The organism is Thiomonas sp. X19, from assembly GCF_900089495.1.
Lineage (GTDB): Bacteria > Pseudomonadota > Gammaproteobacteria > Burkholderiales > Burkholderiaceae_C > Thiomonas_A.
The window spans coordinates 2,799,785-2,824,827 of the sequence record NZ_LT605203.1; the positions used below are offsets into that span (position 1 = coordinate 2,799,785).

The 25,043-nt window shown below is 65.4% G+C and carries 25 protein-coding genes and 1 pseudogene; 4 read left to right on the plus strand and 22 right to left on the minus strand.

Annotated features, from left to right (window positions below; genetic code table 11):
- Positions 1-7: 7 nt before the first annotated feature.
- From THIX_RS13400 to THIX_RS13465, 15 genes are all read right to left on the minus strand, one after another.
- A complete protein-coding gene (locus THIX_RS13400) occupies positions 8-1,219 on the minus strand; it encodes an MFS transporter (RefSeq protein ID WP_199195298.1) in 1,212 nt (403 codons plus the stop codon).
- Between the two features lie 53 nt (positions 1,220-1,272).
- Positions 1,273-1,461 (minus strand): hypothetical protein, encoded by a 189-nt coding sequence (locus THIX_RS13405; RefSeq protein ID WP_112486599.1) that lies wholly within the window; start codon positions 1,459-1,461, stop codon positions 1,273-1,275.
- On the minus strand, positions 1,458-2,258 hold the full coding sequence (gene ppk2, locus THIX_RS13410; protein WP_112486600.1) for a polyphosphate kinase 2: 801 nt from the start codon (positions 2,256-2,258) through the stop codon (positions 1,458-1,460). Before ppk2 ends, THIX_RS13405 begins: the two co-directional genes overlap by 4 nt.
- Positions 2,259-2,260: 2 nt before the next feature.
- On the minus strand, positions 2,261-2,521 hold the full coding sequence (locus tag THIX_RS24290; RefSeq protein ID WP_112486601.1) for a DUF5676 family membrane protein: 261 nt from the start codon (positions 2,519-2,521) through the stop codon (positions 2,261-2,263).
- Positions 2,522-2,557: 36 nt separating this feature from the next.
- Positions 2,558-2,746, minus strand: a complete 189-nt coding sequence (locus THIX_RS13420) for a DUF2933 domain-containing protein (protein WP_112486602.1) — start codon at positions 2,744-2,746, stop codon at positions 2,558-2,560.
- A gap of 40 nt (positions 2,747-2,786) precedes the next feature.
- Positions 2,787-3,065: a heavy-metal-associated domain-containing protein gene (locus tag THIX_RS13425; protein WP_112488367.1), complete on the minus strand. Its 279-nt coding sequence runs from the start codon at positions 3,063-3,065 to the stop codon at positions 2,787-2,789.
- 85 nt (positions 3,066-3,150) lie between these two features.
- The gene (locus THIX_RS13430; RefSeq protein WP_112486603.1) at positions 3,151-3,381 is read right to left on the minus strand and encodes a thioredoxin family protein; all 231 of its coding nucleotides are present in this window, start codon (positions 3,379-3,381) and stop codon (positions 3,151-3,153) included.
- Between the two features lie 48 nt (positions 3,382-3,429).
- The gene (locus tag THIX_RS13435; protein WP_146748554.1) at positions 3,430-3,852 is read right to left on the minus strand and encodes a hypothetical protein; all 423 of its coding nucleotides are present in this window, start codon (positions 3,850-3,852) and stop codon (positions 3,430-3,432) included.
- 287 nt (positions 3,853-4,139) lie between these two features.
- On the minus strand, positions 4,140-4,292 hold the full coding sequence (locus tag THIX_RS23440) for a hypothetical protein (RefSeq protein WP_158540891.1): 153 nt from the start codon (positions 4,290-4,292) through the stop codon (positions 4,140-4,142).
- 102 nt (positions 4,293-4,394) lie between these two features.
- Positions 4,395-4,622: an SHOCT domain-containing protein gene (locus tag THIX_RS13440; RefSeq protein ID WP_112486605.1), complete on the minus strand. Its 228-nt coding sequence runs from the start codon at positions 4,620-4,622 to the stop codon at positions 4,395-4,397.
- 72 nt (positions 4,623-4,694) lie between these two features.
- Complete coding sequence (locus tag THIX_RS13445) at positions 4,695-5,096, minus strand: hypothetical protein (protein ID WP_112486606.1); 402 nt, start codon at positions 5,094-5,096, stop codon at positions 4,695-4,697.
- A gap of 45 nt (positions 5,097-5,141) precedes the next feature.
- Positions 5,142-5,591, minus strand: a complete 450-nt coding sequence (locus tag THIX_RS13450; protein WP_371412917.1) for a DUF411 domain-containing protein — start codon at positions 5,589-5,591, stop codon at positions 5,142-5,144.
- Between the two features lie 55 nt (positions 5,592-5,646).
- Positions 5,647-6,165 carry a plastocyanin/azurin family copper-binding protein gene (locus THIX_RS13455; RefSeq protein ID WP_112486607.1) on the minus strand — a complete coding sequence of 173 codons (519 nt, stop codon included), beginning with the start codon at positions 6,163-6,165 and terminating at the stop codon, positions 5,647-5,649.
- A 64-nt stretch (positions 6,166-6,229) separates the two neighbouring features.
- A complete protein-coding gene (locus tag THIX_RS13460) occupies positions 6,230-7,198 on the minus strand; it encodes a copper resistance protein B (protein WP_233224556.1) in 969 nt (322 codons plus the stop codon).
- Between the two features lie 36 nt (positions 7,199-7,234).
- On the minus strand, positions 7,235-9,016 hold the full coding sequence (locus THIX_RS13465; RefSeq protein WP_112486609.1) for a copper resistance system multicopper oxidase: 1,782 nt from the start codon (positions 9,014-9,016) through the stop codon (positions 7,235-7,237).
- Positions 9,017-9,270: 254 nt separating this feature from the next.
- Between THIX_RS13465 and THIX_RS13470 the strand changes: the two genes are divergently transcribed.
- The 3 genes and pseudogenes from THIX_RS13470 (at position 9,271) to THIX_RS13490 (ending at position 13,437) form a co-directional block, all read left to right on the plus strand.
- Positions 9,271-9,954, plus strand: coding sequence for a heavy metal response regulator transcription factor (locus THIX_RS13470; protein WP_112486610.1), 684 nt, complete (start codon positions 9,271-9,273; stop codon positions 9,952-9,954).
- Positions 9,944-11,362: a Cu(+)/Ag(+) sensor histidine kinase gene (locus THIX_RS13475; protein ID WP_112486611.1), complete on the plus strand. Its 1,419-nt coding sequence runs from the start codon at positions 9,944-9,946 to the stop codon at positions 11,360-11,362. Before THIX_RS13470 ends, THIX_RS13475 begins: the two co-directional genes overlap by 11 nt.
- A gap of 923 nt (positions 11,363-12,285) precedes the next feature.
- Positions 12,286-13,437 (plus strand): annotated as a pseudogene (locus THIX_RS13490) (IS3 family transposase).
- 166 nt (positions 13,438-13,603) lie between these two features.
- On the opposite strand, the gene THIX_RS13495 reads toward THIX_RS13490, so the two are convergent.
- From THIX_RS13495 to smc, 4 genes are all read right to left on the minus strand, one after another.
- Positions 13,604-14,959 (minus strand): IS1182-like element ISThsp16 family transposase, encoded by a 1,356-nt coding sequence (locus THIX_RS13495; RefSeq protein ID WP_112484377.1) that lies wholly within the window; start codon positions 14,957-14,959, stop codon positions 13,604-13,606.
- A gap of 143 nt (positions 14,960-15,102) precedes the next feature.
- A complete protein-coding gene (gene ligA, locus THIX_RS13500) occupies positions 15,103-17,208 on the minus strand; it encodes an NAD-dependent DNA ligase LigA (RefSeq protein WP_112488369.1) in 2,106 nt (701 codons plus the stop codon).
- 79 nt (positions 17,209-17,287) lie between these two features.
- Complete coding sequence (locus THIX_RS13505; RefSeq protein WP_112486613.1) at positions 17,288-18,406, minus strand: cell division protein ZipA C-terminal FtsZ-binding domain-containing protein; 1,119 nt, start codon at positions 18,404-18,406, stop codon at positions 17,288-17,290.
- A gap of 158 nt (positions 18,407-18,564) precedes the next feature.
- A complete protein-coding gene (smc, locus tag THIX_RS13510; RefSeq protein WP_112486614.1) occupies positions 18,565-22,083 on the minus strand; it encodes a chromosome segregation protein SMC in 3,519 nt (1,172 codons plus the stop codon).
- A gap of 243 nt (positions 22,084-22,326) precedes the next feature.
- On the opposite strand from smc, the gene queF reads away from it, so the two are divergent.
- A complete protein-coding gene (queF, locus tag THIX_RS13515; RefSeq protein ID WP_112486615.1) occupies positions 22,327-22,752 on the plus strand; it encodes a preQ(1) synthase in 426 nt (141 codons plus the stop codon).
- 19 nt (positions 22,753-22,771) lie between these two features.
- Here the strand turns inward: queF and THIX_RS13520 are convergent, their stop codons facing one another.
- From THIX_RS13520 to THIX_RS13530, 3 genes are all read right to left on the minus strand, one after another.
- On the minus strand, positions 22,772-23,881 hold the full coding sequence (locus THIX_RS13520) for a hypothetical protein (RefSeq protein WP_233224557.1): 1,110 nt from the start codon (positions 23,879-23,881) through the stop codon (positions 22,772-22,774).
- A 121-nt stretch (positions 23,882-24,002) separates the two neighbouring features.
- Positions 24,003-24,614, minus strand: coding sequence for a recombination mediator RecR (gene recR, locus THIX_RS13525; RefSeq protein WP_112488371.1), 612 nt, complete (start codon positions 24,612-24,614; stop codon positions 24,003-24,005).
- 79 nt (positions 24,615-24,693) lie between these two features.
- A complete protein-coding gene (locus tag THIX_RS13530) occupies positions 24,694-25,023 on the minus strand; it encodes a YbaB/EbfC family nucleoid-associated protein (protein ID WP_112486616.1) in 330 nt (109 codons plus the stop codon).
- Between the last annotated feature and the right edge of the window lie 20 nt (positions 25,024-25,043).

A 25,043-nucleotide genomic window follows, 5' to 3' on the forward strand; every position in this document is an offset into this window, starting at 1 on the left:
TCTCCGGCTACGGCGCAAGCAGGCCATTTCCGAGATTACGGGGCACGAGTAAATGCGGCAGTCCGAGGCTTAGCAGGAAGCCCAGTGCGGCAAGGCCCGCGGTCAGGACGAAGGGGGCGCCAGGCAAGGCGGCGATATTGAAGAGGAGTCCGCCTGCCGCCGAGCCCACGGTGCCCCCCAGGCTGGCGGCTGCCGTCTGCTTGCCGAGTTCCCAGCCCTGCGCGCTCCCGGCCTTGGCCGAGATCCAGTAAGTCAGTATCGGCGAGAGGATGCCGGCGCTGGCCGCGACTGCACCGATCACGACCAGCATCGAGGTAAAATCAGACGCCCACGGTACCAGGAACAAGCCGGCCGTCAGCACGGACAGCGCGGGCGCGATGAGCCAGCGGGTCCTATCCGGCTTGAACCAGGGCGAGAATACGATTGCCTGTATCACAAACATGACCAGGCTGCATTCGGTGAACATCAGCGCGATCTGGTACGTGGTCAAGCCGAGCTCCTGCTTGCCGCGCAGTGCGAGTCCGACCTCGAACACCCCGACGCCGGCCGAGACGATGAAGGTGAGGATGAGCAGCTTCGGCACGACCCATGCGGTCCTATCGACCGAGGCGGTCGAAGCCTTCTTCGACCGATCACTGCCCTGCCGACCTGGAACGGCAAACACGACAGCGAGGCTGACGAGAAAGGCGAGCAGTGCGGTCGCCGCGAGCGGGACCGCGACCGATCCGGCCGGCAGGGCGAGAGTGAAAAAACCCGCCGCAAAGCGCGTGACGAACACACCCAGCATCGGTCCAAGCAGGAAACCGGCAATGCCGGCCATGCTGACGAACGCGAGCCGGCGGGCGCGCCCCTGCTCGGTCGTAGTGAAGTTGCCGATCACAGCCGCCGCCACTGGCGTCACCGCCGCGGCGAACATGCCGCTCAAGAATCGCTCGGCGTAAACCGCAGTAAGACTCTCGATGAACGAGAAAACCAGCATGGTGACGCCGAACCCGAGGAGCCCGACAAGCAGCACGCCACGGCGTCCATGCCGATCGGATAGCCGGCCCCACGCTGGAGCGAACAGGAAAAGCGCGAGGGTATAGACAGCGGTCAGTAGCCCGGTGTGCCGGGAAACTTGCGCAGCCTCGACGCCCGCTCCCAGGAGCCGCTCGATCAGGTAGGGCAGAAGCGGAAGCACGACGCCAAAGCCGACCGACACCGTGAAGACGGCGAGCATGGGCGTGGCCATGGTGGCACGGGGCATGCTGGCTGAGCGCTGCGTGGTGACCGTCATGCCGGCACCTGCGCCGCAACGGTCGCTGCCGCCGCCGCTCCGCCAGGCCGGATACCTGCCAGCTTGGTGCGCTTCAGCATGGGCGCATTGATCGCCAATAGCGCGGAGTTGCCGGACATGACGAGTGCCGCGATATTCAGGTTATTCATGAACGAGCCCTCATCTCCGCCGCGCGCCTGATTCACTCGGCAATCATGCCGTTTTTCAAATACGTTTCGTCGTACATAAAGACAACATCAGGGTCCGGCAGGATCAGCCGCTTGTCCTTGCCTGCATAGTGAAGCCGGCCGAGCAGGTTCTTGATGATGTTGAGCCGCGCCAGATGCTTGTCGTCGGCGCGCACGATGGCCCACGGCGCTATGGCGTTGTGGGTATGCGCCAGCATCTCGTCGCGCGCCAGGCTGTACTGCTTCCACTTCTTGAGCGCCAGGTTGTCAAGCGTGCTGACTTTCCATTGTGTGAGTGGATCACGCTTGCGCTCATTCAAGCGTTGCTTCTGCTCGGGTTTGCTGATGTCGAGGTAGTACTTGAGGAGCTTGATTCCCGAGCGCACCAACATATGCTCGAACTCTGACACCGAGCCCATGAACTCCTGGTACTCGGCCTCGGTGCAGAAGCCCATGACCCGCTCCACCCCCGCCCGGTTGTACCAGCTGCGGTTAAACAGCACGAGTTCCTGGGCCGCCGGCAAATACCGGACATAACGCTGGAAGTACCACGATGTACGGTCTCGGTCCGAGGGCTTGCCGAGGGCCACGACGCGTGTTTCGCGCGGGCTCAAATGCTCAACGATGCGCTTGATCGTGCCGTCCTTCCCGGCGGCGTCCCGGCCTTCAAAGATGATCAGGATTTTGTCATCGCACTGAATGAAATGTCGCTGCAGCTTGACCAGTTCGATCTGGAGCTTGTGCAGGCTGTCCTTGTAGGACTTTTTTGAAATCTCGGGCGCGTTCGATTCTTGTTGTTTGATTTTCTTGCCCATAGTTATTGCTTGCCCCACCTGCGATGCAGAAAATTGTAAATGGGCACGTAGACGAGACCCGCGTACGCGCCATAGAGGAAACTCTGAATCAAGCCAGCGAAAAAGCCCCGCCAACTGAGCCATTCGAATCCCGGCAATACTTGCTCGAGAAACGCAACCATGTGCATGCTCGCCGGCGTCAGCAGGCCGTAGACGACACAAAACACGAACGTAAACGTGGTCCAAATCGCCAATGACCAAGTCACGATTTTTATATTCAGCATGTCGTCTCCCCTGTTTAAAAACCAATACCTAAAGGGTCAATGTTTGTGCCCCGGCCCTTGTTCCGGAGTGCGTTGCTCACTGTCTTTGCCTGCGGGCTTGTGGTCATTATGGTCACCGCCACTCCCACCACCGTGTCCACCGTGCCCGCCGTGGCCGAACAGATGCATCGCGATCATTCCGGCGAAGAACAGCACCCAAACCCAGTTTTGTGAAAGCCATTCCATGATTTGCTCCTCTACTCAATCAAACAGTCGATTGGCGATTTCACTGATGGATATCAGCGCGAGTCAGCCGCAGCAGCCGCCCTTGCCTTGAGGTTCCTGCGCGGTGTTGGGTGGTATCCACGCCATAGCCCGCGCCTTTCACGGCCGATTTCAGTTGGTCGGGCGAGGTCAGCCGCTCGTCATACTGCACCGTGGCTTCGCCGGCCGACAGCGACACTTTTACCTCGCCGACTCCGGGAATCGCCTTCAGCGCGTGCGTTACATTGCTGGTGCAGCCCCCGCAAGTCATGCCTGTTACTTTCAAAAGTTCAGTTTGCATGGTGATGCCTCTTTCCAAAGGGTGTCGACTTGATGAGGCGCTCCTGAAATTGTATTGGTGATAAACCCGGTTTTCCGGGCCGGGTTTATTTCTTGGTGTCGAAATAGGCGTGCAGTTCCACTTCCGTCGGCTGTTTCCGGAACACGACCTCATCGTCCACCACCAGATTCGGCGAATGCCGGATGCCGAACTTTTGGACAAGGTCGGCGCAGTCTTCCACGAAACACACGCGGTACGGAATCCGCAAGCATTCGAGTTCCTTTTCCAGGTTTTTACGATGCGTACAGGCTTTCGTCGCGATGATCATTACATCCATAGTTACCTCCAAGCAAACCAGGCGGGTTGCCCGCCTGATTTAGCACGCTCACATCTTCGCGGGTGAAGCAGGCATGTCCTTGCGCATCTGGTCCATCTGTTTGCGCATCTGGCCCATCGTCTTCTGCGTACCGGCGTCCATCGCCATATCCTTGTTCATCATGCCCGACATGCTGTTCATCATGGCGCCCATTTGCTTCATCTGGCGTGACATCTTCTTCATCGTGGCCGGGTCCATGCTGCCGCTTTCCAGCATGCCGGACATATCTTTCATCTCACTCGACATGTCGTTCATAAGCCCCGACATTTGCTGCGCGCCAGACTCGCCCTTGTCGCTCATGCCCTGCATACCGGACACGCCGGGCATCGTTCCACCCTGTCCGGCATGGTTTGCTGCATAGGCCGGAACCGCGAATGCGGTGCCTGTGATCAGCAATAACGCGCCAACTTTTCCTAAAACCGAATGTTTCATGATTTACTCCTTGGTTAGCGGGGACATCCCCCGGTTTTATTGCCACCACGTTCAGGTTGTCACACGTGCCAGCAGTAAATTGCTAAAGCTGTTGGTATACAAACGTGACCGCCTCACTGCTCTTTGTTACTGAATATATCCGTACTGCGAATTTCGTATTCATCTTGCTGTGGTGGAGTTTCCTGATCAGCCGACCCTGGCAGCAAGCCTTGGCGCAGCGCTTACCGTTGCTCCATGTCATGCGCGTCGCATTGCTTCGCGCACCCGTCGCAAATCTGCTTCGTGATTCATCTTTTTAGGACGGTCACTTCTTCTTCTGCCGGAAGATGACCAAACGAGCAGCACATTCTGCGGCAGATGCTGGGGCCGGCTTGCCGGACCTGCGGATGCATCGGGCAGGTGCACTCGGTGCCGGGCGGCAGATGGGTCATCTCGGGCATGGCGACATCCTCATCAAGGGGTCGGTGCAAGGCAGTGCTGCCGATGCGCGAGGGTGAAGGCGCGGCGCGATCCGCCCCCGCTCGCAACCGCGGACCAGCCGTTCACGCGCCTCCCGTCAAGTCGGCGCGCCGTTTCACATACTCGTCGCGGTCGATCTCGCCGCGGGCGTAACGCGCGTCGAGAGTCTTGAGAGCCGTGCGCTGGCGCGGCTCGGACCGATCCTGCATGAAATAGCGCACCAGCCCGACGATCAGAAAAACCGGGATGGCCCAGACCAGGATCATCCCAATCCATCCCAACCCCATTCCGCCATATTCGAAGCCCATCATGGTCCGCCTCCAGGCATCCATGGAATATGCCGTGCGCCGTGCGCAGAGCCCGGCGCGGCGCACGGCCGCCGTTCACTGCCCCGGGTTCGCCGGGTTGGGCTGGGACTTGCCCATGTCCATCATGGGGCCGTGGCCTGCTTCGCTGCCGTGCATGCTTTGGCCCTGCATGCCCATGCCGTTCTGCCCACCGGCCTTGGAGCCGTGATCCATGCCGCCCATCATCCCCTTGCCGTCTTTCATCTGCGATCCATCATCCATCGGCACGGACGGCTTGGCCGCCCCGCTCTGAAGCATGCCTTGTGGGCGCCCCTGCCCGGACTGCGTCGCGCTGGTGGCCTGGGTCGGCTCGGGGTGGTGCGCCGCATGCGCATCCGGGTTCAACTCGGCGGCCAGCAGGGCGGAGGGCGCCGCCAGGGCGAAGGCCAAGGCCAGCAGCGCGCGCTGGAGGGTCGAGGTGTTGCGGGTCGGTTTCATGGTCGTTCCTTTCGTGAACGTGGGTCGGGGTGAGGCGAGATGTGTTCAGTAACGGGCGTACTGGCGAGTGGAGCCGTCGCGGTCAATCAGGAGGACATCGAACGCGTCCTTGCGTTCGCCTTCCATGCCGGGAGACCCCATCGGCATGCCCGGCACAACCAGCCCGCGCACGCGGGGCCGCTCGCTCAGCAGGCGCCTGATGTCTTGCGCCGGCACGTGGCCTTCCACCACGTAGCCGCCCACTTCGGCGGTGTGGCAGGAACCCACGCCGAACGGCACACCCAGGCGCTGCTTGTGGGCCGCCACGTCATTCGTGTCATGGGCGACGACCTGGAAGCCGTTGGCTTGCAGGTGCTTGATCCAGGCGGTGCAGCAGCCGCAAGCCGGGTCTTTGTAGACCTGCACAGTCGGCGGCTTCACCGCGCCGGGCGCGGCCCACGCCGCCGGGGCCGTCATCAGGCCGATGAAAATCAACTTGAGGATTGGGGTTTTCACGTCGATCTCCCGAATTCGATGCCCGCGCCATGGCGCAAGGCCTGGATGGCGGCGGTCATTCGACCAACACCTTGCCCATCATGCCGGCCTCCATGTGCCCGGGCACGAGGCAGGCGAAGTCAACCGTTCCAGGCTTGTCGAACTGCCAGACGATGCTGCCGCGCTGCCCTGGTGCAAGCCGGACCATATTGGGTTCGGCGTGCTGCATCATCGGCATTTTGCGCATCATCTCGGCATGCTCCTTGAGTTCGTCCGGAGTGCCGAGCACCATCTCATGGGACATCTTGCCGGCGTTCTGGAGCGTGAAGCGGACGGTCTCCCCCTTTTTGACCTGGATGGTGTCCGGCGCGAAGCGCATGGAGTCGTCCATCGTGATGTCGATGGTGCGGCTGACCCGGGACGGATCCCCGGGCTTGCCCGCCATCGACGCATGCGTGTCCTCATGCATGCCGGCCATGTCGTGGCCCTGCATCGTCTGCGGGCCTTCCATGCCGTGGCCTGCGCCATGGCTGCCTGCCGCCAGCGCCAGGGCCGGCAATGCGCCGAGGGTCAGGATCAAGAGTGTCTTTTTCATCGAAACCTCTGTAGTTCGTTCGCGTGAAATGAAAGATCCCGGTCTTGCGTAGCCGGGCGGGAAATCAGAACCACAATCGCACCCCGGCGACCAGACGCGTTTGCCTGGGTCGTTCGCCGGCGGCGCGGGCCAGGTCGGCGGTCTGGCCGAACTTGCCGGCCCACTCCACGCCGACATAGGGCGCGAACTGGCGCGTGAATTCATAGCGCAGGCGCAGGCCGGCGGTGAGGTTGGACAGCCCGCTGCCGATGTCGCGTGCCGGGTCGCTCTTGCCGTAGACATTGGCGTCGATGCGCGGCTGCGCGATGAGCTTCTGCGTGAGCAGAACGTCATAGCTCGCCGCCAGGCGCAGCGCGCTGCGCCCCTGATCCCCCAGATAACCGGTGGCCTCGATGTCGAACCAGTAGGGGGCGATGCCCTGCACGCCGAATGCCAGCCACTTGCGGTCCGGCCCCGCGCCGCTGTCGTAGCGCAGGCCCAGTTGCGTATCCCAGAAGGTGGCCGCTGCGTGACCCCAGAGCAGTTCGGTCCGGGCGCCCTGCAGCCGGCCCCGGGCGGCATCGCCCTCGGCCTTGAGCACCAGCTTGTTCTGATCCCGGCCGAACCAGGCTTGTGCGTCGTAGGCCGTGGCGTTGCCGTCGCGGGTGTAGACCCGCTCCAGCCGGTCGATCAGCAGCGTACCGAAGCTGTGCTCGTCGGCCAGCCGGGGCGGCTGCACGCCGGCAAGGGTGTACGGCCCTGAACCCAGCGTGTAGCCGCCGGAATAGGCGTTCGGATCCCGCGCGCCGGGCGGCGCGGAGCCGCCTTGCATCGGCGCCATCGGCATCGCGCTCCCCGCAGCTTCGCCATGGCTCATGCCGCCCATTCCAGACATGCCGGGCATTGCGGCCGAGGCCGGGCTCATGTCCTGCGCCCCGGCGGCCGATGGCATGTCCATGCCGCCGTGCGGCGCCGAAGCCTGCGCCCAGGCGGGTGCCGCGCCCAGAGTCAACAGGACGGCGGCGATGCAGCTCAATCGAAGGTTTGTGTTCATGTTCGTGTCTTTGTCCATCAGGCGATTGCGGGCGGCTCAGGCCACCACCACTTCGCGAAACATGCCCGCTTCCATGTGGAGCATGAGGTGGCAATGCCAGGCCCAGCGGCCGAGGGCGTCCGCGGTGACGAGGAAACTGATCCGCTGGGCGGGCTGCACGGTGATGGTGTGCTTGCGCACCTGGAAATTTCCCTGCGGACTTTCCAACTCGCTCCACATGCCGTGCAGATGCATGGGATGGGTCATCATGGTGTCGTTGACCATCACCACGCGCAGGCGCTCGCCGTGGCGAAAGTGCACGGGCGTGGATTGGCCGAATGGGAGGCCGTCGATCGACCAGGCATAGCGTTGCATATTGCCGGTCAGGTGCAGCTCGATCTCGCGCTCGGGGCGGCGCGTGTCAAGCGGTCCGCCGAGGGTGCGCAGATCGGCGTAGGTCAGCACGCGGCGGCCGTTGTCGCGCAGGCCGATGCCCGGGTCGTCCAGGTTGGTTCGCGGCGTATCCACATGCATGTCCGTACTCGGGCCGTATTCGCTCTTGGCGTGCCGCACCGCGGCGCCCGGGGCCTGGCCCGGCCCCATGTCCATGCCCGACATGTTTCCCGTACCCATGCCGGGCATGCCAGCGTGCTCCGCACCATTCGCGCCGCCCGCTGCAGAAGCCATCGCGCCCATCATGTCGGCCATGCTCAGCCATTCGGCCTTGTCGAGCGCGGGAACCGGCGCCGCCAGCCCGGCGCGGGTGGCGAGCGTGCCGCGGGCATAGCCCGTGCGGTCCATGGACTGCGCGAAGAGGGTGTAGGCGTCGTGCTTCGGGGTGACGATCACGTCGTAGGTTTCGCCGGGGCCGAAGCGGAATTCGTCCACCTCGGCGGGCTCGACATTCTGGCCGTCGGCCTGCACCACCACGAGCTTCAATCCCGGGATGCGCACGTCGTAGTAGGTATTGGCTGCGCCGTTGATGAAGCGCAACCTGACCCTCTCCCCCGGGCGGAACAATCCAGTCCAGTTGCCGGCAGGGGTGGTGCCGTTCACCAGATAGGTGAGCGTCGCGGCCGAGAGGTCCGACAGATCGGTCGGATTCATGCGCATCTCGTTCCACATCTTGCGCTTGTCCAGCGCGGCCGCCAGGCCTTGGCGCGAGACGTCGCGGAAGAAGTCCACCACCGTGGGCTGGTTGTAGTTGTAGTAGTCGCCCTGCACCTTGAGCTTGGCGAAGACGCGCATCGGGTCTTCGTCGGTCCAGTCGGAGAGCTGCACGACGTGGTCGCGGTCGGCGCGGATCGTCTCGCCGCCGGACGGCTCGATGACGATGGCGCCGTACATGCCGGTCTGCTCCTGCATGCCGGAGTGCGAGTGGTACCAGTACGTGCCGCCTTGCTCCACCTTGAAGCGGTAGGTGAAGGTTTGTCCCGGAGCGATGCCGGCGAAGCTGATGCCCGGCACGCCGTCCATCTGGAACGGGAGGAGGATGCCGTGCCAGTGGATCGAAGTGGATTCGCGTAATCTGTTGGTCACGCGGATCGTGACCGTGTCGCCCTCGCGCCAGTGCAGCGTGGGGCCGGGAATCGAGCCGTTGATGGTGGTGGCCGTGCGCGGCTTGCCGGTGAAGTTCACCGGCGACTCGGCGATGACGAGGTCGAACTCGGTGCCGCGCAGCACTGGTGCTGCGCCCGTTGACGTAGCCTCGCCGTCCGCCCGCGCGGGCCGGGCGAAGGGCGACAGCCCGAGCGCGACGCCTCCGGCGGCCAGGCCCTGGACAAAGCGCCGGCGCGGAAGGTGGGGCGCGGCGGCGAACTCGGGCGTATGCAGTTTCATCTGAGCAGGTCTCCAGGGGGAAAAGATCTGGACCGAACCTGCATCGGCCGCATCCGGCACGCAGATCCCGTCTTCATGACCGCAACCATAATCAGGCGGCACTGTCACGCGCATGACCGGTCCATTACATTCATGTCATCAATCGGTCATCTTGCCGGCAGCATCGGGGGCGTACATTGGGAGCGTGCATCGCCACGCGGCCCCAGACATTCGCGCCCGGCTGCGTGACGACCGATCTGCGGTGAGGATGGCCCATGAAACTTCTGGTGGTCGAGGACGAAAGCAAAACCGGCGACTATCTGCGCCAGGGCCTGGTCGAAGCCGGCTTCGTCGTGGACCTCGCCCGCAATGGCCTGGACGGACATCACCTGGCGATGACCGAGCCCTATGACCTAATCGTGCTCGACGTCATGCTGCCCGACGTGGACGGCTGGCGCATCGTGCAGTCCTTGCGCGGCGCCGGCAAGAGCACGGCCGTGCTGTTCCTGACCGCCAGGGGCAGCGTGGACGATCGCGTCAAGGGCCTGGAGCTTGGCGCCGACGACTACCTGGTCAAACCGTTCGTGTTCTCCGAGCTGCTGGCGCGGGTGCGTACCCTGCTGCGCCGAGGCGGCGCCCCCGTCCGGGCGGATCGCCTGCAAGTGGCGGATCTGGTGCTCGACCTGCCGCGCCGCCGCGCCACGCGTGCGGGTACGCGCATCAACCTCACGAACAAGGAATTCGCCCTGCTGGAACTGCTGATCCGGCGTCAGGGCGAGGTGTTGCCGCGGTCCCTGATCGCCTCACAGGTGTGGGACATGAACTTCGACAGCGACACCAATGTGATCGACGTGGCCATTCGCCGCCTGCGCGCCAAGGTCGACGACCCCTTCGAGCCCAAGCTCATCCAGACCATCCGCGGCATGGGCTACACGCTGGACGCGCCCGATGCCGGCTGAGGCGAACAAACGCCGCCCGGCCTCGCTGGCGCTGCGGGTCACGGCATTCGTCGGCGTGGCGACGACGCTGGTGTTCCTGATCTTCGCCTGGGGCATTGAGCACTCGATCGAGCAGCACTTCGCCGAGCAGGACCTCGACGAACTTCGGGCCGTTGCGCAATCCATCCAGGCGGCGCTCAGCGATGCCGCGGCGGAACGGGACCGAAGCGCACTGGAACATCAGCTCGCCGGCGCGGTGGCAGGACATCACGGCGTGTTCTTTCTCGTCCTCGACGGGCAGGGACGGCCCTTGTACGACACCGCCGGCCGCGGCCTGGCGGACGTGGCGCGAACCCAGCCGGCAGCGGCGCGCCTGGACACCGACGCGCTGCGCATCTGGACCGTGCGCGACCGGCCCTACCGCGGCACGGTGCTGCGCATGGGCGCCTACACCGTGCTGCTGGCAACGGCCATGGAGTCCCACGTCCGCTACCTGTCGGAACTTCGGCACCGACTGTTGATCGGCACGCTTTCAGCCTGCGCGGTTGCCATCCTGGTCGCGTGGCTGGCGGGGCAATGGGGGCATGCGCCGATCCGCCGCATCAGCGACAGGATGCGCAGCGTGACCTCCGAGCAGTTGCATGTCCGGCTCGATCCCGGGCAGGTTCCCATCGAGCTGGCCGAACTGGTGTCGTCGTTCAACGCCATGCTCGAGCGCATCGAAGAGAGCTTTCGCCGCCTGTCGCATTTCGCCGCGGACATCGCGCACGAGTTGCGCACGCCGGTGACCAACCTGTCCACCCAGACCCAGGTTGCGTTGTCCAAGGCGCGAAGCCTCGAGGCGTACCGGGAGATCCTCTATTCCAACCTGGAGGAGTACGAGCGCATGGGCAAGATGATCGGCGACATGCTGTTCCTCGCACAGGCCGACCGCGACCTGATCCGGCCCGAGCTGGCCGATGTGGATCTCGCCGACGAGGTGCAGGGGCTGTTCGAGTATTTCGAGGCCTGGGCGGAGGATCGCGGCGTGGCCCTGGCGCTTCGCGGCGAGGCGCCGAGCGTGCGCGGCGATCGCCTGATGCTGCGCCGCGCGCTGAGCAACCTCATGTCCAATGCCATCCGCCATACGCCGTCGGGGCAGACCGTCGCTGTCACGCTTGCGCGTGGGGCTGACTGGATCGAGGTCCAGATGGAGAATCCGGGTCCTGAGATCCCAGCCGAGCATCTGCCGCGCATTTTCGACCGCTTCCACCGCGTCGATCCCTCGCGTCAGCGCAAGGGCGACGGCGCCGGACTCGGGCTGGCGATTGTGAAGTCCATCGTCGAGGCGCACGGCGGGGCCGTTTCCGCCGTTTCGGCCGCTGGCCGAACACGATTCCTCGTCAAGCTGCCAAGGGGTTCCGTCCCGAGCTCGCACCGGGCATCGTGACGACGAGGCGCCGCCTTGCGCAAGAAGGCGCGATTGCGCCGAGCCCGGGCAAACCGCGCTAGAGCAAAGGCCCGATCACATCCAATCGGCGCGCAGGCGCGGGAGCAGGACGCGATCCAGTACACGCGCCAGGACCAGGGAAGGCGGCTGTGTCGGCAGGTGGCGCAAAACGCGGCACACCGGCCCGGGGGTCGCGGCGGCGAGCCCCACCGCGGCACCGCCCAGCCTGCTCAACCACGCCTGGGCATGGTCTTGCCCGGCCGCCAGAGGCTGCGTCCGGCGCAGCGCCGACGCATGCCCCACATCACGGGAATGCGGCGGCGAGGACATCATGCGCAGTCCTGCGAAAACTGCATGCCCGGTCGGCGGTGTGCATACCCGTTGATCAATCCCCCACGGCAGGTCGAGGGCGCGCAGACGAGCCAATGCCTCGCCGGCGGGGCGCCGTGGTTGTAGACCGCGTCGAATTGCCGGAGCATATCGACAAAACCGTGGCTGCAGGGCGACAAGCGGATGCGGGAAACGCCAGCCTGGCGCAAAGCGTTCGCTTCACCGATCAACGCCTGCACGCCGGCGGACCGGATGGTGATCAACATGGACGAAACGCGACTGACCACAATCGCGCAACTTGAGCAATTTCTCAGCGCCAATGCCCAAGTCGGGTTTTCGGCGCATGGCGACGATACGCAGCGCGACGCCCACATCAGCCGGATGCTCGGAGAGCTTTTCGACGGCCCCGGCGCACCCAGCGCGAACGCGGGGTGGTGCTGGCCTATCTGCGGCACACCAGCGGCTATACAGCCACCCGCCGCAACTCACCCGATTGGTGAGGCGCTGGCATGCCAACCGCGTGGCCCCAGAGCTGAATCGTCCCCGGTTCCGTAGACACATGCGCGCCTTCTACGATGACGTCAGGAGGCATCATGACCAGCGGCAAACGGTACACAGAAGAGTTCAAGATGGAAGCGGTCAAGCAGGTGACCGAGCGCGGGTATCCGGCGGCTGACGTGGCGGCGCGGCTGGGTGTATCGGCGTGGAGCCTTCATCGGTGGACGAAGGAACTCAGCAAGCCTGCGGGAGCGCGCGTGGAAGCCCAGGAGCAGTCGGCCGAGATTCGACGGCTGAAGGCCGAACCCAGGCGCGTGACCGAGGAGCGCGACATCCTAAAAAAGGCCGCAGCGTACTTTGCCAGGCAGTCCGGGTGAAGTACGCGTTCATCAGGTCCCAGGAAGAGATCCATTCGGTTCGAAGGCTGTGCAAGATGATGGCAGTTCACCCGAGCGGCTACTACGCCTGGCGCAACGAGCCGCAGCGCGCGTGCCGTTGACGACCAGCGCTTGCTCGGGCGCATCAAACAGTCGTGGCTGGAGAGTGGCGGCGTCTACGGTTATCGCAAGGTCCATGACGACATGCGCGATCTCGGCGAACGCTGCGGCCACAACCGCATTGCACGCCTGATGCGAGCCGAGGGGTTGCGTTCCCAGAGCGGGTATGGCCGGCGTCCCAGGCCGTTCGGCAACAAGCCTGCGGTCGTGGCGCCGAACCATCTGGCACGCGAGTTCGACGTAGCCGAGCCGAACAAGGTTTGGGTGACCGACATCACGTACATCCGAACCCGCGAGGGCTGGGTTGTATCTGGCCGTCGTGCTCGATTTGTTCTCGCGCCAGGTCGTGGGCTGGTCCATGCAGCCGCGCATGGACCGCGAGCTGGCTAGCAGCGCATTGCTGATGGCCGTGTGGCGCAGGCGGCCTTCTGGCGAAGTTCTGGTGCACTCGGACAAGGCAGCCGGTTCTCCAGCTACGACTGGCAGGACTTCCCGAAGGAACACAACCTCAAACCCAGCATGAGCCGTCGCGGCAACTCCCACGACAATGCCGTGGCCGAGAGCTTCTTCCAGTTGCTCAAGCGCGAGCGCATCCGCCGCAAGACACACCCCGACCGCGAGGCGGCCAGGCGCGACGTGTTCGATTGCATCGAGATGTTCTACAACCCCAAGCGCCGCCACGGCAACAACGATCGGCTCTCGCCGGTCGAGTTCGAACGGCAGTATTTCAACTCGCTCGCAAGTGTCTAGGAGGCTGTCGGACTTGAACCCGAGCGAATCCGATTGATCAGTGCGACGCGTTTTTTTTGACAGCGGCGCGCTGATCGAACGCTCTCGATGGTTGGCGAGACACTGTGAGGGCACATGGGGCGGCCTGGGGACTCGGTTTTGGCGTGGTCGGGGCGCACTATTGCCCTCACGCGGCTCGCAGGACGTGCATGCGCTTGATGTTCCAAGCCATGGTCACCAAGCTCCATTCGCCTTGTGCCTTGGCCAGCCCGCGCATGCTCATCTGGCGCCAACCCATCACTTGCTTGATGATGCCGAACACCGGCTCCACTGTCTGCTTGCGCAGGCCGTACAGGGCTCGGCCTGCTTGCGTGCCCAGGCGGTGTGCCATCTGCACGAGCGGATCCGTCGTCTGGGGCTCGGGCACATCGGGTGCAAAGCGCCCCATCACCGGCGTGTGATGCGACTCCCGCTTGAGCGCCAGCAGCGGCTCGATACCCGCGTCGTTGCACGCGATCACGTTGGCTTGGCTGAAGAAGCCGTTGTCCGTGATGAGCGTGTGCACCTCGCCCAGCACCGCGGGTAACGCTTGGATCTGCTGCAGCGTAGGCACAACTTCGCGCTTGTCGTTGGATGCCTGGCTCACATGCTGGGTGATCACCATCATCGTCGCGATGTCCACGCCGGCTTGTGCGTTGTAGCTTTGCTCGAAGCCCCCACCCGACACGGGCATGATGCGCGACTCTTCATCCGTGAGGTTGACCTGATCGCTGCTCCGGGGGCCGGCCTCTGGCGGCTCAGGGTCCTTGCCGCGCGGCTTCTTGCCCGCCTCGCGCTGGGCTTGGCGCTTGGCGGTCTTGGCCTCGTACTCCTGCTGCTCGACCTGATGGCGTTCGCTGGCGCGCTGCTCGATCTTGGCCTTGGCCTGCGCGATTGCGCTCAAGCGATCTGCACGCAGGGCGATCTCCGCCGGCACATCCATGCCGTCGGGTACCGTCGCGCGGTCGCTGTTCTCTGCCAGCGCCAGCAGCGTTTGTACTTCCTGGCGCAGCTGCGCCTCGATCTTGTTGGCATGAGCCCACGACAAGGCCTTGTGCTTGCTGGCGTTGGCGTCGATCTTGGTGCCATCCAGCGCGATGTGTCCGAGCTTGAGCAGCTTCATCTCGCGCGCCAGAACCAGCACCTGCACGAACAGTGCCTCCACCTCCTTCAAGAAGCGGCGGCGGAACGTCGCCAGCGTGTCGTGATCGGGGTGGGTATTGGCCGCAACAAAGCGGAACGCCACCGAGTCGTAGGTCGCCCGCTCGATCTTGCGGCTGGAGTGCACGCCGTTGGCGTAGCCGTAGATCAGCAGGCCCAGCAGCACCGCCGGATGGTGCGCCGCCGAGCCCCGGCCTGCGTACTGTCGGGCCAGATCGCCCAGATCAAGCTGCTCGATGACTTCGACCACGAAGCGCGCCAAGTGATCAGTGGGCAGCCATTCGTCCACCGACGGTGGCAACAGATATGCGGTGTCTCGGTCAACAGGGACGAAGCGGCTCATCGGCTCGGGCTCTCGGTTGTGCAGCAGCAATTGTCTCGGATAGCGTCTTCATCCGGAAGACCGCAAAGTCCGACAGTCTCCTAGGAAAGCAGGGGCAATTCACTTTCGATCTTGGCGCCACAGAGGTTGGTGCTGAGAAAACTTCAGGCGCCCTGGTCTGCGGCTCCATCATGATCGAGTAAGGTCATCAAGCCTTCTTGGCCAAGCACTGCGATCCCCAACTCCTGCGCCTTGGCGAGTTTGCTCCCAGCCTCGGCCCCAGCAACAACATAATCGGTTTTCTTCGACACCGACCCCGCCACTTTTCCGCCCGCTGCTTCGATGCGTTCTTTCGCTTCTTCACGGCTCATCGTCGGCAGGGCACCGGTGAGGACGAAGGTTTTTCCGGCGAGGGGTTTGGGCGCTGCGGCTTCGACAGGGGCTGATTCATCCCAATGCACGCCGCAGGCGCGGAGTTGTTCGACGACTTCGCGGTTGTGCGGCTGGTCGAAGAAGGTGCGGATGCTTCGGGCCACGACCGGTCCGACGTCGGACACGGCCTGTAGTTGTTCCAGGCTGGCGTCCATCAGGGTGTCGAGGCTGCCGAAATGACGGGCAAGTTCCTTGGCGGTGGCCTCCCCGACCTGGCGGATGCCCAGCGCATAGATGAAGCGCGGCAAGGTGGTGGACTTGCTGGCTTGCAGCGCGTCGAGCAGGTTGGTGGCGCTTTTGTCGGCCATGCGGTCGAGCGCGGCGAGCTTGAGCAAACCGAGGCGGTAGAGGTCTGGCAGGACGTTGACGATGCCGCCGTCCACCAGTTGATCGACCAGTTTTTCGCCCAGGCCTTCGATGTCCATGGCTCGGCGGCTGGCGTAATGCAGGATGGCCTGTTTGCGTTGCGCGGCACAGAACAAGCCGCCGGTGCAGCGCCAGTCGGCCTCGCCCTCTTCGCGCACGATGGCCGAGCCGCACACCGGGCAGTGGCCGCCGAGTTGCTTGTCGAGGTCGAAGGGCTGGCCCGCGTTGGCGGGGCGTTGATCGAGCAGCACGCTCACCACTTCGGGAATCACGTCCCCCGCCCGGCGCACGATGACGGCGTCGCCCACGCGCACGTCTTTGCGGCGCACTTCGTCTTCGTTGTGCAGCGTGGCGTTGGTGACGGTGACGCCGCCGACGAACACCGGCTCCAGCTTGGCCACCGGGGTAAGCTTGCCCGTGCGGCCCACCTGAATGTCGATGGCCAGAACGCGGGTGCTGCGCTCTTGCGCGGGATATTTATGCGCCACGGCCCAAACCGGCTCGCGGTTGCGAAAGCCGAGTTCAGCCTGCAGCGCAAGGCTGTCGACCTTGTAGACCACGCCGTCGATGTCGAACGGCAGGCTGTCGCGTTCAGTGGCGATGCGGCCGTGGAAGTCGATGAGGGTCTGCGCGCCGGGGCCGTGCACGCGCTGCTCTGCGACCGGCAGGCCCATGGCGGCCAGTGCATCGAGCATGGCGTGATAGGTGTCGGGCTGATGCACCCAGCCGACGATTTCGCCCCAGCCATAGGCGTAGAAGGCCAGCGGACGCTGCGCGGCAATCGTGGGGTCGAGCTGGCGAATGCTGCCTGCCGCACCGTTGCGCGGGTTGACCAGGGTGGGCAGACCCTTGGCGCGCTGGCGCTCGTTGTAGCGCTCGAAGTCGGCGCGCTTCATCAGCACCTCGCCACGCACTTCCAGCACTGCCGGCGGATGGGTGGTGTGCAGTTGCAGCGGCACGCTGCGGATGGTGCGTACGTTCTGCGTCACATCCTCGCCGGTCTCGCCGTCGCCACGGGTGGCGGCCTGCACCAGGGTCCCGTGCTCATAGCGCAGATTGATGGCGAGGCCGTCGAACTTGAGTTCGGCGTTGTAGGTCACCGGGGGGTCGTCCGCGCTCAAGGCCAGTTTGTTGCGCACCCGTTGATCGAACGCGGCCGCCCCTTGCGGCGTGGTGTCCGTCTCGGTCTGGATGGACAGCATCGGCACGGCGTGGCGCACCGGGGCGAATTGCGGCAGCGGCGCACCGCCCACGCGCTGGGTGGGCGAGTCGGGCGTGCGCAGCTCGGGGTGCGCGGCTTCGAGTGCCTGCAACTCGCGGAACAGGGTGTCGTAGTCGGCGTCGGAAACGAGTGGGGCGTCGAGCACGTAGTAGGCGTGGTCGAGGCGGGCGAGTTCGGCGCGCAACGCGGCAGCGCGGGCCGCCGGGTCGGCAAAGAGCGATGCGGATTGCGGAGCTTGTGCTTGAGACATGTGGCTGGAGGCAAACGTGGAAGCGGCCGCGGCTGCGCCCATGTCGGCAGCTAGTGTCCTGAATTGGGAATTCAGGACACTAGCTGAACAGTCGTTGCGTGGTGGCGGTTCCAGCTGGCAGGCTGCGGGCGTCGAGTGCTGCGTAGAGTCGTTGCAATTGCTGCTCGATCTGGTCGAGCGAGGTGTGCGAGAGCGGTGCGCCGTTGTCGTCGACCTGTTTCGCATCCAGGGCCTGACCCAGGCGCTGCGCGGCCTCGCGCATGCGCGCAAACGGCCGCAGGGCTTGTGGCACTTGGGGCACGTCGAGCAGGAGGGTGGCGCGGCTCACCGGCATTTCCGGGTTGTCGGCCAGGGCGGCTTGAGCGTCGAACTGGAGTTGCACCATCGATACGGGCCGACCGGGCTCGGCAATGTCCGTCTCGCCAGGCCCGGCCGATGCCGGCATGACATCCACCAGCGCAAGCCGACCGGCCGACAGGGTCGTGGTGAAACCTGCAGCCTGAGCCTGCTGGCGCAGATAGTCCACGCTCCAGGCCACGCCCTGCGCCTGCAGGTTGATGGACAGTTGCGCGTCGTTGGCGGCGGCAAAATTGTCGAGATCGCGCGCCTGCTCCAACGCCTCGGCCATATCGGGCAGGTCGGGCGCGGCGCCCAGGGCCTCGCCGAGGGCATGGCATTTGGTGACGAACTCGGAGTACTCGATGGCGTTGAGCGGGCCGCTGCGGCTGGCCAGCTGCACGGCTGCCTGCAGCTCGACATAGCGTGCGCCGGGTTGCAGGGCCTCCCACAGGCCCGACTGCGCGTTGCGCCCCTCGAACAGCATGGGCTTGGTGCCTGCACGTGAGCTGCGCGGCAAGCGTTGCTGCAGGGCCTCGCCGGGCACGGGCAGTTCGAACAGGAAACTGACGATGGCGTCGATCAAGGGGTCGATATGCGGCGCGGGGGCTCGCGTTCGGCCCGGCTCGACCGGCGCCAGCTCGGGTTCGACGCGTTCGGGCCGGTCGTCCAGTTCTGGTTCGCGCTGGCCGTGTTCGATCGCGTGCAGCTCACTGCCCGATGACGGCTTGATAGGCGGCGAACTGGTTTCCGGCCGCGCCCGGCGGCGCCGCAACTGCCAGGATTGCCAAAGGTTGAGCGCCACCACGGCGGCGATGATCAGCGCCCCCACCACCAGCAAGGCCTGCTGCAATTGACCCATGTGTTCGTCCTCGTTCGTATTCGTTGGTGATGGAGCTAAGACCATGCAGGCTGGCTTGGTTCCGGTGTTGCTGCGCGCCTTGTGCACATGGCCGCTGTGGGCTGGACGCAATGCCCGCTGCGCTCACCACCACATTCAGGCCAACATTCAGACCACCATCAAGCCACCGCTTCGGCCATGTGCGCCGCGGTGTCCATATCCACCGCGACGATGCGCGACACGCCTTGCTCCTGCATGGTCACGCCCACCAACTGCTCGGCCATTTCCATGGCAATCTTATTGTGCGAGATGAACAGGAACTGAATCGCATCGGACATGGAGCGCACGAGCTGGGCAAAACGCTCCGTGTTGGAATCGTCCAGCGGTGCATCGACCTCGTCAAGAATGCAGAACGGCGCGGGATTGAGGTGGAAAATGCCGAACACCAGGGCAATGGCGGTGAGCGCCTTCTCGCCGCCCGACAGCATGTGGATGGAGCTGTTGCGCTTGCCCGGCGGCTGGGCCATGACCTGCACGCCGGCATCGAGTATTTCCTCGCCGGTCATGACCAGCCTGGCCGCGCCGCCGCCGAAGAGCTGCGGGAACAGGCGGCCGAAATGCTCGTTCACGGCGTCGAAGGTCAGGCGCAGTTGCCCGCGGGTTTCGCTGTCGATCTTGCGAATGGCGTCTTCCAGCGTGCCGGAGGCCTGCTCCAGGTCGGCCACTTGCGCGTCGAGAAATTGCCTGCGTTCGCGCGCCTGGCCTAGTTCGTCGAGCGCGGCCAGATTCACCGCGCCCAGGGCGGCAATGTCGCGCTGCAGGCGTTGCGTGTCGCGGCCCAGTTGCTCGGGTTGCACGCCTTGCGGCAGGCTTGCGGCCAGTTGCTCAAGGTCCACCTGAGCGTCGGCCAGCATCTGCTGGAACTGCTCGCCCTGCAGCCGTGCTTCCTGCTCGTCGAGCTGGCGGGTATTGATGGCGGCGCGCAGCGGTTCGGCCTCACGCTCCAGGCGCAGGCGGCTTTCCTCCAGGGCGCGCAGGCGTGCGGCAATTTCGTCATGCTCGGCACGGCGCAGCGCCAGCCGCTCCTGGCTGGCCTGCTGGACGGCGAGGGCGTCCTGCAAACCGGCGCTGGCGGTCTGGTCGCTCAGACGCGCCAGTTCACCTTCCACGCCCAGCAGCCGCGCGGCCACTTCGCCGAGGTGCTGCTGCGCGGTGGCCGCCATGCGCTGGGCATCCGCTTGGCGTTGCTGCAGGCTGCGAATGGCGTAGCCGGCTTCGGCCTGCTGCTGCTCCAGCGCGCGCAGCTTGGCGCGGGCCTCGTTGAGCGCGGCCTGTTCGCGCAGGGCCTCGCCGTCGAGGTCGGCCTGATCCTGCTGGCGTTGCCCGAGTTCGGCGTCGAGCTGCTCGAAACGCGCTTCGCTCTCGGCCTGTGCGGCGGCGAGTTCGTCACCCTGCGCGGCCAGTTCGGCGAGGTCGGTGTCGAGCCGTTCGGCGCGCGCGGTTGACTCCTGCTCCTGCTGCTGCAGCTTGAGCCATTCCACCTGCACGGCGTGGAATTGCTGGGTCAGCGCCTGCAGCCGACGCCCCTCGGCGGCGGCTTGCTCCTGCGCCTGGGTCCAGGCGGCTTCGGCCTGCAGCGCGGCGCTGCGGGAGCCGTCGGCCATGAGTTGCTGCGCCTTGGTCTGGCGTTCCAGGTTTTCAATCTCCTGGGCACGCGCCAGCATGCCGGCCTGTTCGCTGTCGGCGGCGTACAGGCTCACGCTGTGGCGCGTGGTGGCATGGCCATCGCGCGTCACCAGCATGGCGCCCGGCGGCAGGCCGGCACGGCGCTGCATGGCTTGCAGCATGGAGTCGGCGGTGAAGACACCGGCCAGCCAGTCGTCGAGCACGGCGCGCAGGCCGGGGTCGACATGGCGCAGCAATGCGGCCAGGGGCTGCAGGTCCATCGTGGCTGGGATGGGGGCGGCTGCCTGTGGCGCGGCGAAAAACACCAGCTTGGCCGGAGGCGGGTCGGCGGCGAAACCGGCCATGGCGTCGAGCCCGCGCACTTCCAGAGCTGCCAGGCGCTCGCGCAAGGCGGCTTCGAGCGCAGTCTCCCAACCGGGTTCGATGTGGATGCGGGTCCAAAGCCGGGCCAGGGTGTCCAGGCCATGCCGCGCCAACCAGGGCTGGATGCGGCCCTCGGTCATCACCTTGTCCTGCAAGGCCTTGAGCGCATGCAGCCGCGCGGTGCTGGAGCCAAGCTCGGCGGCTGCCTGCTGCGCTGCGGCCTGCTGCAGTTGGCGCGCGTCCTGCAGCCCGGGCAGTTGTTCCCGCAAAGCCTGCAGCCGGGCTTCGGCTTCGTCGCGCTCGTCGCCAAGGCGACTTTGCTGCGCGTTCAAATCGCCAAGGCGCAGGCTGTCGGGGCGCCGCACGGCGCGGCGTTCGGCCTGCAGGCGCTGCAGGCGTTGTTCAATCTGCTGGGCTTGCTGGCCGAGGGCGCGCTGGCGCTCGGCCTCGGCTTGCAGGCGCTGTTGCGCTGCCGCCGCCTGGGCACGCTGCTCGGCGGCCCGCATCTGGGCATCGCTCAGCCGCGCTTCGAGCGCGGGAATTTGCTCGCCATGCTCCACCACCCGGGCCTCGGCTTCGGCCTGCAGCAGCTCGGCTTCGGCCATCTCGGTTCCGGCGGACGCGGCATCCTGCTGCGCCGCCTGCTGCCTTGCCAACCACTGCGACTGCTCGGCGCCCAGCTCGATCTGGCTGCGCAGGGCGCGGTCGCGCGCCTCGACGACATAGCGGATTTCCGTCTCCAGCCGAGCCACTTGCGCCTGTGCCGCGTACAGCTCGGCTTGCGCGGCATTGAGCGCGTCGCTCGCGGCGTATTGCGCCTGGCGCAGGGTTTCCAGCTCGGCCTCGGCGGCACGCAACTGCGCGGTTTGCGCCTCCAGCGCATTCACCGCCTGGCCAGCCGCGGCGGCAATGCGGGTCTGCCTTGCCTGGGCTTCCTGCCAGCGCAGCAGCCACAAGCCATGCTGGCTGGTTTCGAGCTGCCGCTGCAACTGCTGGTACTGCTGCGCCACGGCGGCCTGCTGCTCCAGCTTGTCGATCTGCGCATTCAACTCGCGCAGGATGTCATGCACGCGCAGCAGGTTTTCACGCGTGCCGTGCAGGCGATTCTCGGTTTCGCGCCGGCGTTCCTTGTACTTCGACACGCCGGCCGCTTCTTCCAGCATGACGCGCAATTCTTCCGGGCGCGATTCGAGAATGCGGGTGATGGTGCCCTGGCCGATGATGGCGTAGGCGCGCGGCCCCAGCCCCGTGCCGAGGAAAATGTCCTGCACGTCGCGCCGGCGCACGACTTGGTTGTTGATGAAATAACTGGAGGCGCCGTCGCGGGTGAGCACGCGCTTGACGGCGATTTCGGTGAACTGGCCCCAGTTTCCGGTGATGCGATGCTCGCTGTTGTCGAACACCAGTTCCACGCTGCAGCGCCCGGCCGGCTTGCGCGTGCTGCTGCCGCTGAAGATCACGTCCTGCATGGACTCGCCACGCAACTCCGAGGCCTTGGACTCGCCCAGCACCCAGCGCACCGCGTCGATGATGTTGGACTTGCCGCAGCCATTCGGCCCGACCACGCCAATGCGTTGCCCGGGCATTTGAAAGGCCACGGGGTCGGCAAAGGACTTGAATCCGGCGAGCTTGATCCAGGACAGGCGCACGTGAGTAAGTTATTGATTTACAAAGTAAAATAGCCTGATCCAAGGCCTTTTTTGGATGATAGCATCCGCCCGGCGCTCATCCCGTACAGGCGCCGCCGCCGAAGCCGCCGTCAAGGCCTCGGATAATTCGGGTTTGCACGGTGCCGCAACCCGCATGCGGCCTGCCAGTACGCCGCATCGAGCCCCTTCATCGGCCCTTCATTCGCACTTCATCCGCCCTACCCCCGACCCTTTCCAACCCCCATGAGCAGCCCACCCAGCAAGACTCTGCAGACCTTCCCCAACCCGGCCACCGAGCGTGACTACCACATTCATATGCAGGTGCCCGAGTTCACCTGCCTGTGCCCGCTCACCGGCCAGCCGGATTTCGCCCGCATCGTGCTCGACATCATTCCCGACAAGAAATGCGTGGAACTCAAGAGCCTCAAGCTCTATATGTGGAGCTACCGCAACGAGGGTGCTTTCCACGAAAAAGTGACCAACACCATTCTGGGCGATCTGGTGAAAGCCATCGCCCCGCGTTTTCTGCGCGTCACGGCCCAGTGGTATGTGCGTGGCGGCATCTATACCAATGTGGTGGTGGAACACCACAAGCGCGGCTGGAAACCCAAACCCCGCGTCGACCTCAGCCAGTTCGAACCGGCGCAACCGGCGCTGACGGGCGGTTGAGACCCGTCAGCGTGCCGATTCAGGCGGCTTCGGTGATGCGCAACACGGCCTCGCCGCTGCTGACCAGCACGCTGCCTTGCGGCCCCGGCGCCACGCCATAAGGCGTGATGAGCGCGCCCGGCAAGGGGCCGAGTTCCACCTTGTCGAGCTGGCCCTGGCCGGCCAGGGTCGTGACCTCGCCGGCGGGCGTGATGCGGCGCACCTTGTGGTTGCCGCCATCAGCCAGAATGATGTTGCCATGCGCGTCGAGACAGAGTTGCTGCGGTTTGCGAAACAGCGCGGCAGCGCCCCGCCCGTCGGTGTCCCCCCGCTTGGCCGGGTTGCCAGCCAGGGTGCCGACCATGCCCTGCGGGGTGATCTTGCGCACGTCCTGGTTGAAGAATTCGCTGACATAGATGGCGCCGTCGGGCGCCACGGCAATACCCACGGGCGTGTTGAACAACGCCTGCTTCAGCATGCCGTCGCGATGGTCGTTCACCCCCGGCTGCCCGCCGATGGTGCGCACGCGCCCCTTGGGGCTGATGCGCCGCAAGGTGTTGTTGTAGGCGTCGGCCACCAGCACGTCGCCGGTGCGAGGGTCCACCGCGATGCCCACCGGATGGTTGAACTGCGCGGCCGTACCCTGCCCGTCGGCATACCCCTGGCGCCCCACCTGCCCGGCCAGCGTGGACACTTCGCCGTTGCGCAGCACGCGAATGGTGTTGGCGTAGGAATCGGCGATGTAAATCGTGCCATCGAGCGCCACCGCCAAGGCGTCGGGGCCGACGAAGCACGCTTGCAGCGCCGGGCCATCCTTGCTGACGCGGTCTTCGGCGCCTCCGGCCAGGGTGCTGACCTCGCCGGCCGGGGTGATGCGGCGAATCAGGGCATTGGCGGCGTCGGCGAGGATGATGTCGCCGTTGCGCGGATCCACGGCCAGGCCGCGCGGGTCGAAGAACGTGGCTTTGCCCACGGGGCCGTCGGTATGGCCATGGAGCTGAATCCGCCCCGCGAACAAGCTCAGTTGGCCGGCACGTTCACCCGGGCTGGATGCGGCGCCGGCCGGAGTTGCGGTCGAACTGGCGAAGGGGCTGGCTCCGAGCAGCAGGCTGGAGGCCCATTGCAGGGTCTGGCGGCGGGTGATGGGCATGGCGGCGACACAGTTGGGGGTAAGGAGAACTGGAACCGATGCTAACGGCAACCTGCAGCCAGCGCTCGGCCATGACTGCAGCTTCACTGGGGCGGCGCGGTGGTGAAACCCGCCCTCGTTCTCAAGCGCCGCGCCGGTCCACCAGGGCGCGGGCGATGGTGCCGAGGTCGACATATTCCAGCTCGGCGCCCGCCGGTACGCCGCGCGCCAGGCGGGTGATGCGCAGGTCGAGCGGCCTCAGGGTTTCGGCAATCACATGGGCGGTGGCCTCGCCCTCGTTGGTGAAGTTGGTGGCGAGAATGATTTCCTCCACCTCGTCGCTCTTCAAGCGCTGCACCAGCAGATCCAGGCCGATGTCCTTGGGGCCCACGCCGTCGAGCGGGCTCAAATGCCCCATGAGCACGAAGTACAGGCCGCGGTAGGTGAGGGTCTGCTCCACCGCGGCCTGGTCGGCCGGGCTTTCCACGATGCACAGCAGGCGCCGGTCGCGCTTGGAGTCGGCGCAGGTGGCGCAAACCTCTCGCTCGGTGTAGGTGTTGCAGCGGCTGCAACGCCGGATGCTGCCCAGCGCCTGGGTCAGGGCGTCGGCCAGGCGCGAGGCTGCGTCGCGATCGTGCTGCAGCAGATGAAAGGCCATGCGCGCGGCGGACTTGGGGCCGACGCCGGGCAGGCTGCGCAGTGCGTCGATCAGGGCGTCGAGCGTGGCAACCTGGGTGAGCTGGGAAGCGCTCATCGCAGCACCGCCTTGCGGCGGTTCCATGACAGGCCGAGTGGGCCTGCACGACCGCCAGGAGCAGACACGGCGCGCAAATTCAGAACGGCAGCTTCATGCCGGGAGGCAGGGGCATGCCGGCGGTGACGGCCGCCATTTTTTCCTGGGACGTGGCCTCGGCCTTGCGCACGGCGTCGTTGAAGGCGGCGGTCACCAGGTCTTCGAGCATGTCGCGGTCGTCGCCCACCAGGCTGGGATCGATGGCGACGCGGCGCACGTTGTATTTGCAGGTCATGAGCACCTTCACCAGGCCGGCGCCGGATTGGCCCTCGACTTCGATGTTGCCGAGTTCATCCTGCACGCGCTTCATGTTGTCCTGCATCTGCTGGGCCTGTTTCATCAGGCCGGAGAGTTGTCCTTTGTTGAACATGGGTTGGGTCCTCGTTGGGA

Coding starts and splice junctions, on each gene's coding strand:
- THIX_RS13400 (WP_199195298.1), bottom strand. CDS start 1,219: ATGCTCGCCGTCTTCACGGTGTCGGTCGGCTTTGGCGTCGTGCTTCCG.
- ppk2 (WP_112486600.1), bottom strand. CDS start 2,258: ATGGGCAAGAAAATCAAACAACAAGAATCGAACGCGCCCGAGATTTCA.
- THIX_RS24290 (WP_112486601.1), bottom strand. CDS start 2,521: ATGCTGAATATAAAAATCGTGACTTGGTCATTGGCGATTTGGACCACG.
- THIX_RS13420 (WP_112486602.1), bottom strand. CDS start 2,746: ATGGAATGGCTTTCACAAAACTGGGTTTGGGTGCTGTTCTTCGCCGGA.
- THIX_RS13425 (WP_112488367.1), bottom strand. CDS start 3,065: ATGCAAACTGAACTTTTGAAAGTAACAGGCATGACTTGCGGGGGCTGC.
- THIX_RS13430 (WP_112486603.1), bottom strand. CDS start 3,381: ATGGATGTAATGATCATCGCGACGAAAGCCTGTACGCATCGTAAAAAC.
- THIX_RS13435 (WP_146748554.1), bottom strand. CDS start 3,852: ATGAAACATTCGGTTTTAGGAAAAGTTGGCGCGTTATTGCTGATCACA.
- THIX_RS23440 (WP_158540891.1), bottom strand. CDS start 4,292: ATGCCCGAGATGACCCATCTGCCGCCCGGCACCGAGTGCACCTGCCCG.
- THIX_RS13440 (WP_112486605.1), bottom strand. CDS start 4,622: ATGATGGGCTTCGAATATGGCGGAATGGGGTTGGGATGGATTGGGATG.
- THIX_RS13445 (WP_112486606.1), bottom strand. CDS start 5,096: ATGAAACCGACCCGCAACACCTCGACCCTCCAGCGCGCGCTGCTGGCC.
- THIX_RS13455 (WP_112486607.1), bottom strand. CDS start 6,165: ATGAAAAAGACACTCTTGATCCTGACCCTCGGCGCATTGCCGGCCCTG.
- THIX_RS13460 (WP_233224556.1), bottom strand. CDS start 7,198: ATGAACACAAACCTTCGATTGAGCTGCATCGCCGCCGTCCTGTTGACT.
- THIX_RS13465 (WP_112486609.1), bottom strand. CDS start 9,016: ATGAAACTGCATACGCCCGAGTTCGCCGCCGCGCCCCACCTTCCGCGC.
- THIX_RS13470 (WP_112486610.1), top strand. CDS start 9,271: ATGAAACTTCTGGTGGTCGAGGACGAAAGCAAAACCGGCGACTATCTG.
- THIX_RS13475 (WP_112486611.1), top strand. CDS start 9,944: ATGCCGGCTGAGGCGAACAAACGCCGCCCGGCCTCGCTGGCGCTGCGG.
- THIX_RS13495 (WP_112484377.1), bottom strand. CDS start 14,959: ATGAGCCGCTTCGTCCCTGTTGACCGAGACACCGCATATCTGTTGCCA.
- ligA (WP_112488369.1), bottom strand. CDS start 17,208: ATGTCTCAAGCACAAGCTCCGCAATCCGCATCGCTCTTTGCCGACCCG.
- THIX_RS13505 (WP_112486613.1), bottom strand. CDS start 18,406: ATGGGTCAATTGCAGCAGGCCTTGCTGGTGGTGGGGGCGCTGATCATC.
- queF (WP_112486615.1), top strand. CDS start 22,327: ATGAGCAGCCCACCCAGCAAGACTCTGCAGACCTTCCCCAACCCGGCC.
- THIX_RS13520 (WP_233224557.1), bottom strand. CDS start 23,881: ATGCCCATCACCCGCCGCCAGACCCTGCAATGGGCCTCCAGCCTGCTG.
- recR (WP_112488371.1), bottom strand. CDS start 24,614: ATGAGCGCTTCCCAGCTCACCCAGGTTGCCACGCTCGACGCCCTGATC.
- THIX_RS13530 (WP_112486616.1), bottom strand. CDS start 25,023: ATGTTCAACAAAGGACAACTCTCCGGCCTGATGAAACAGGCCCAGCAG.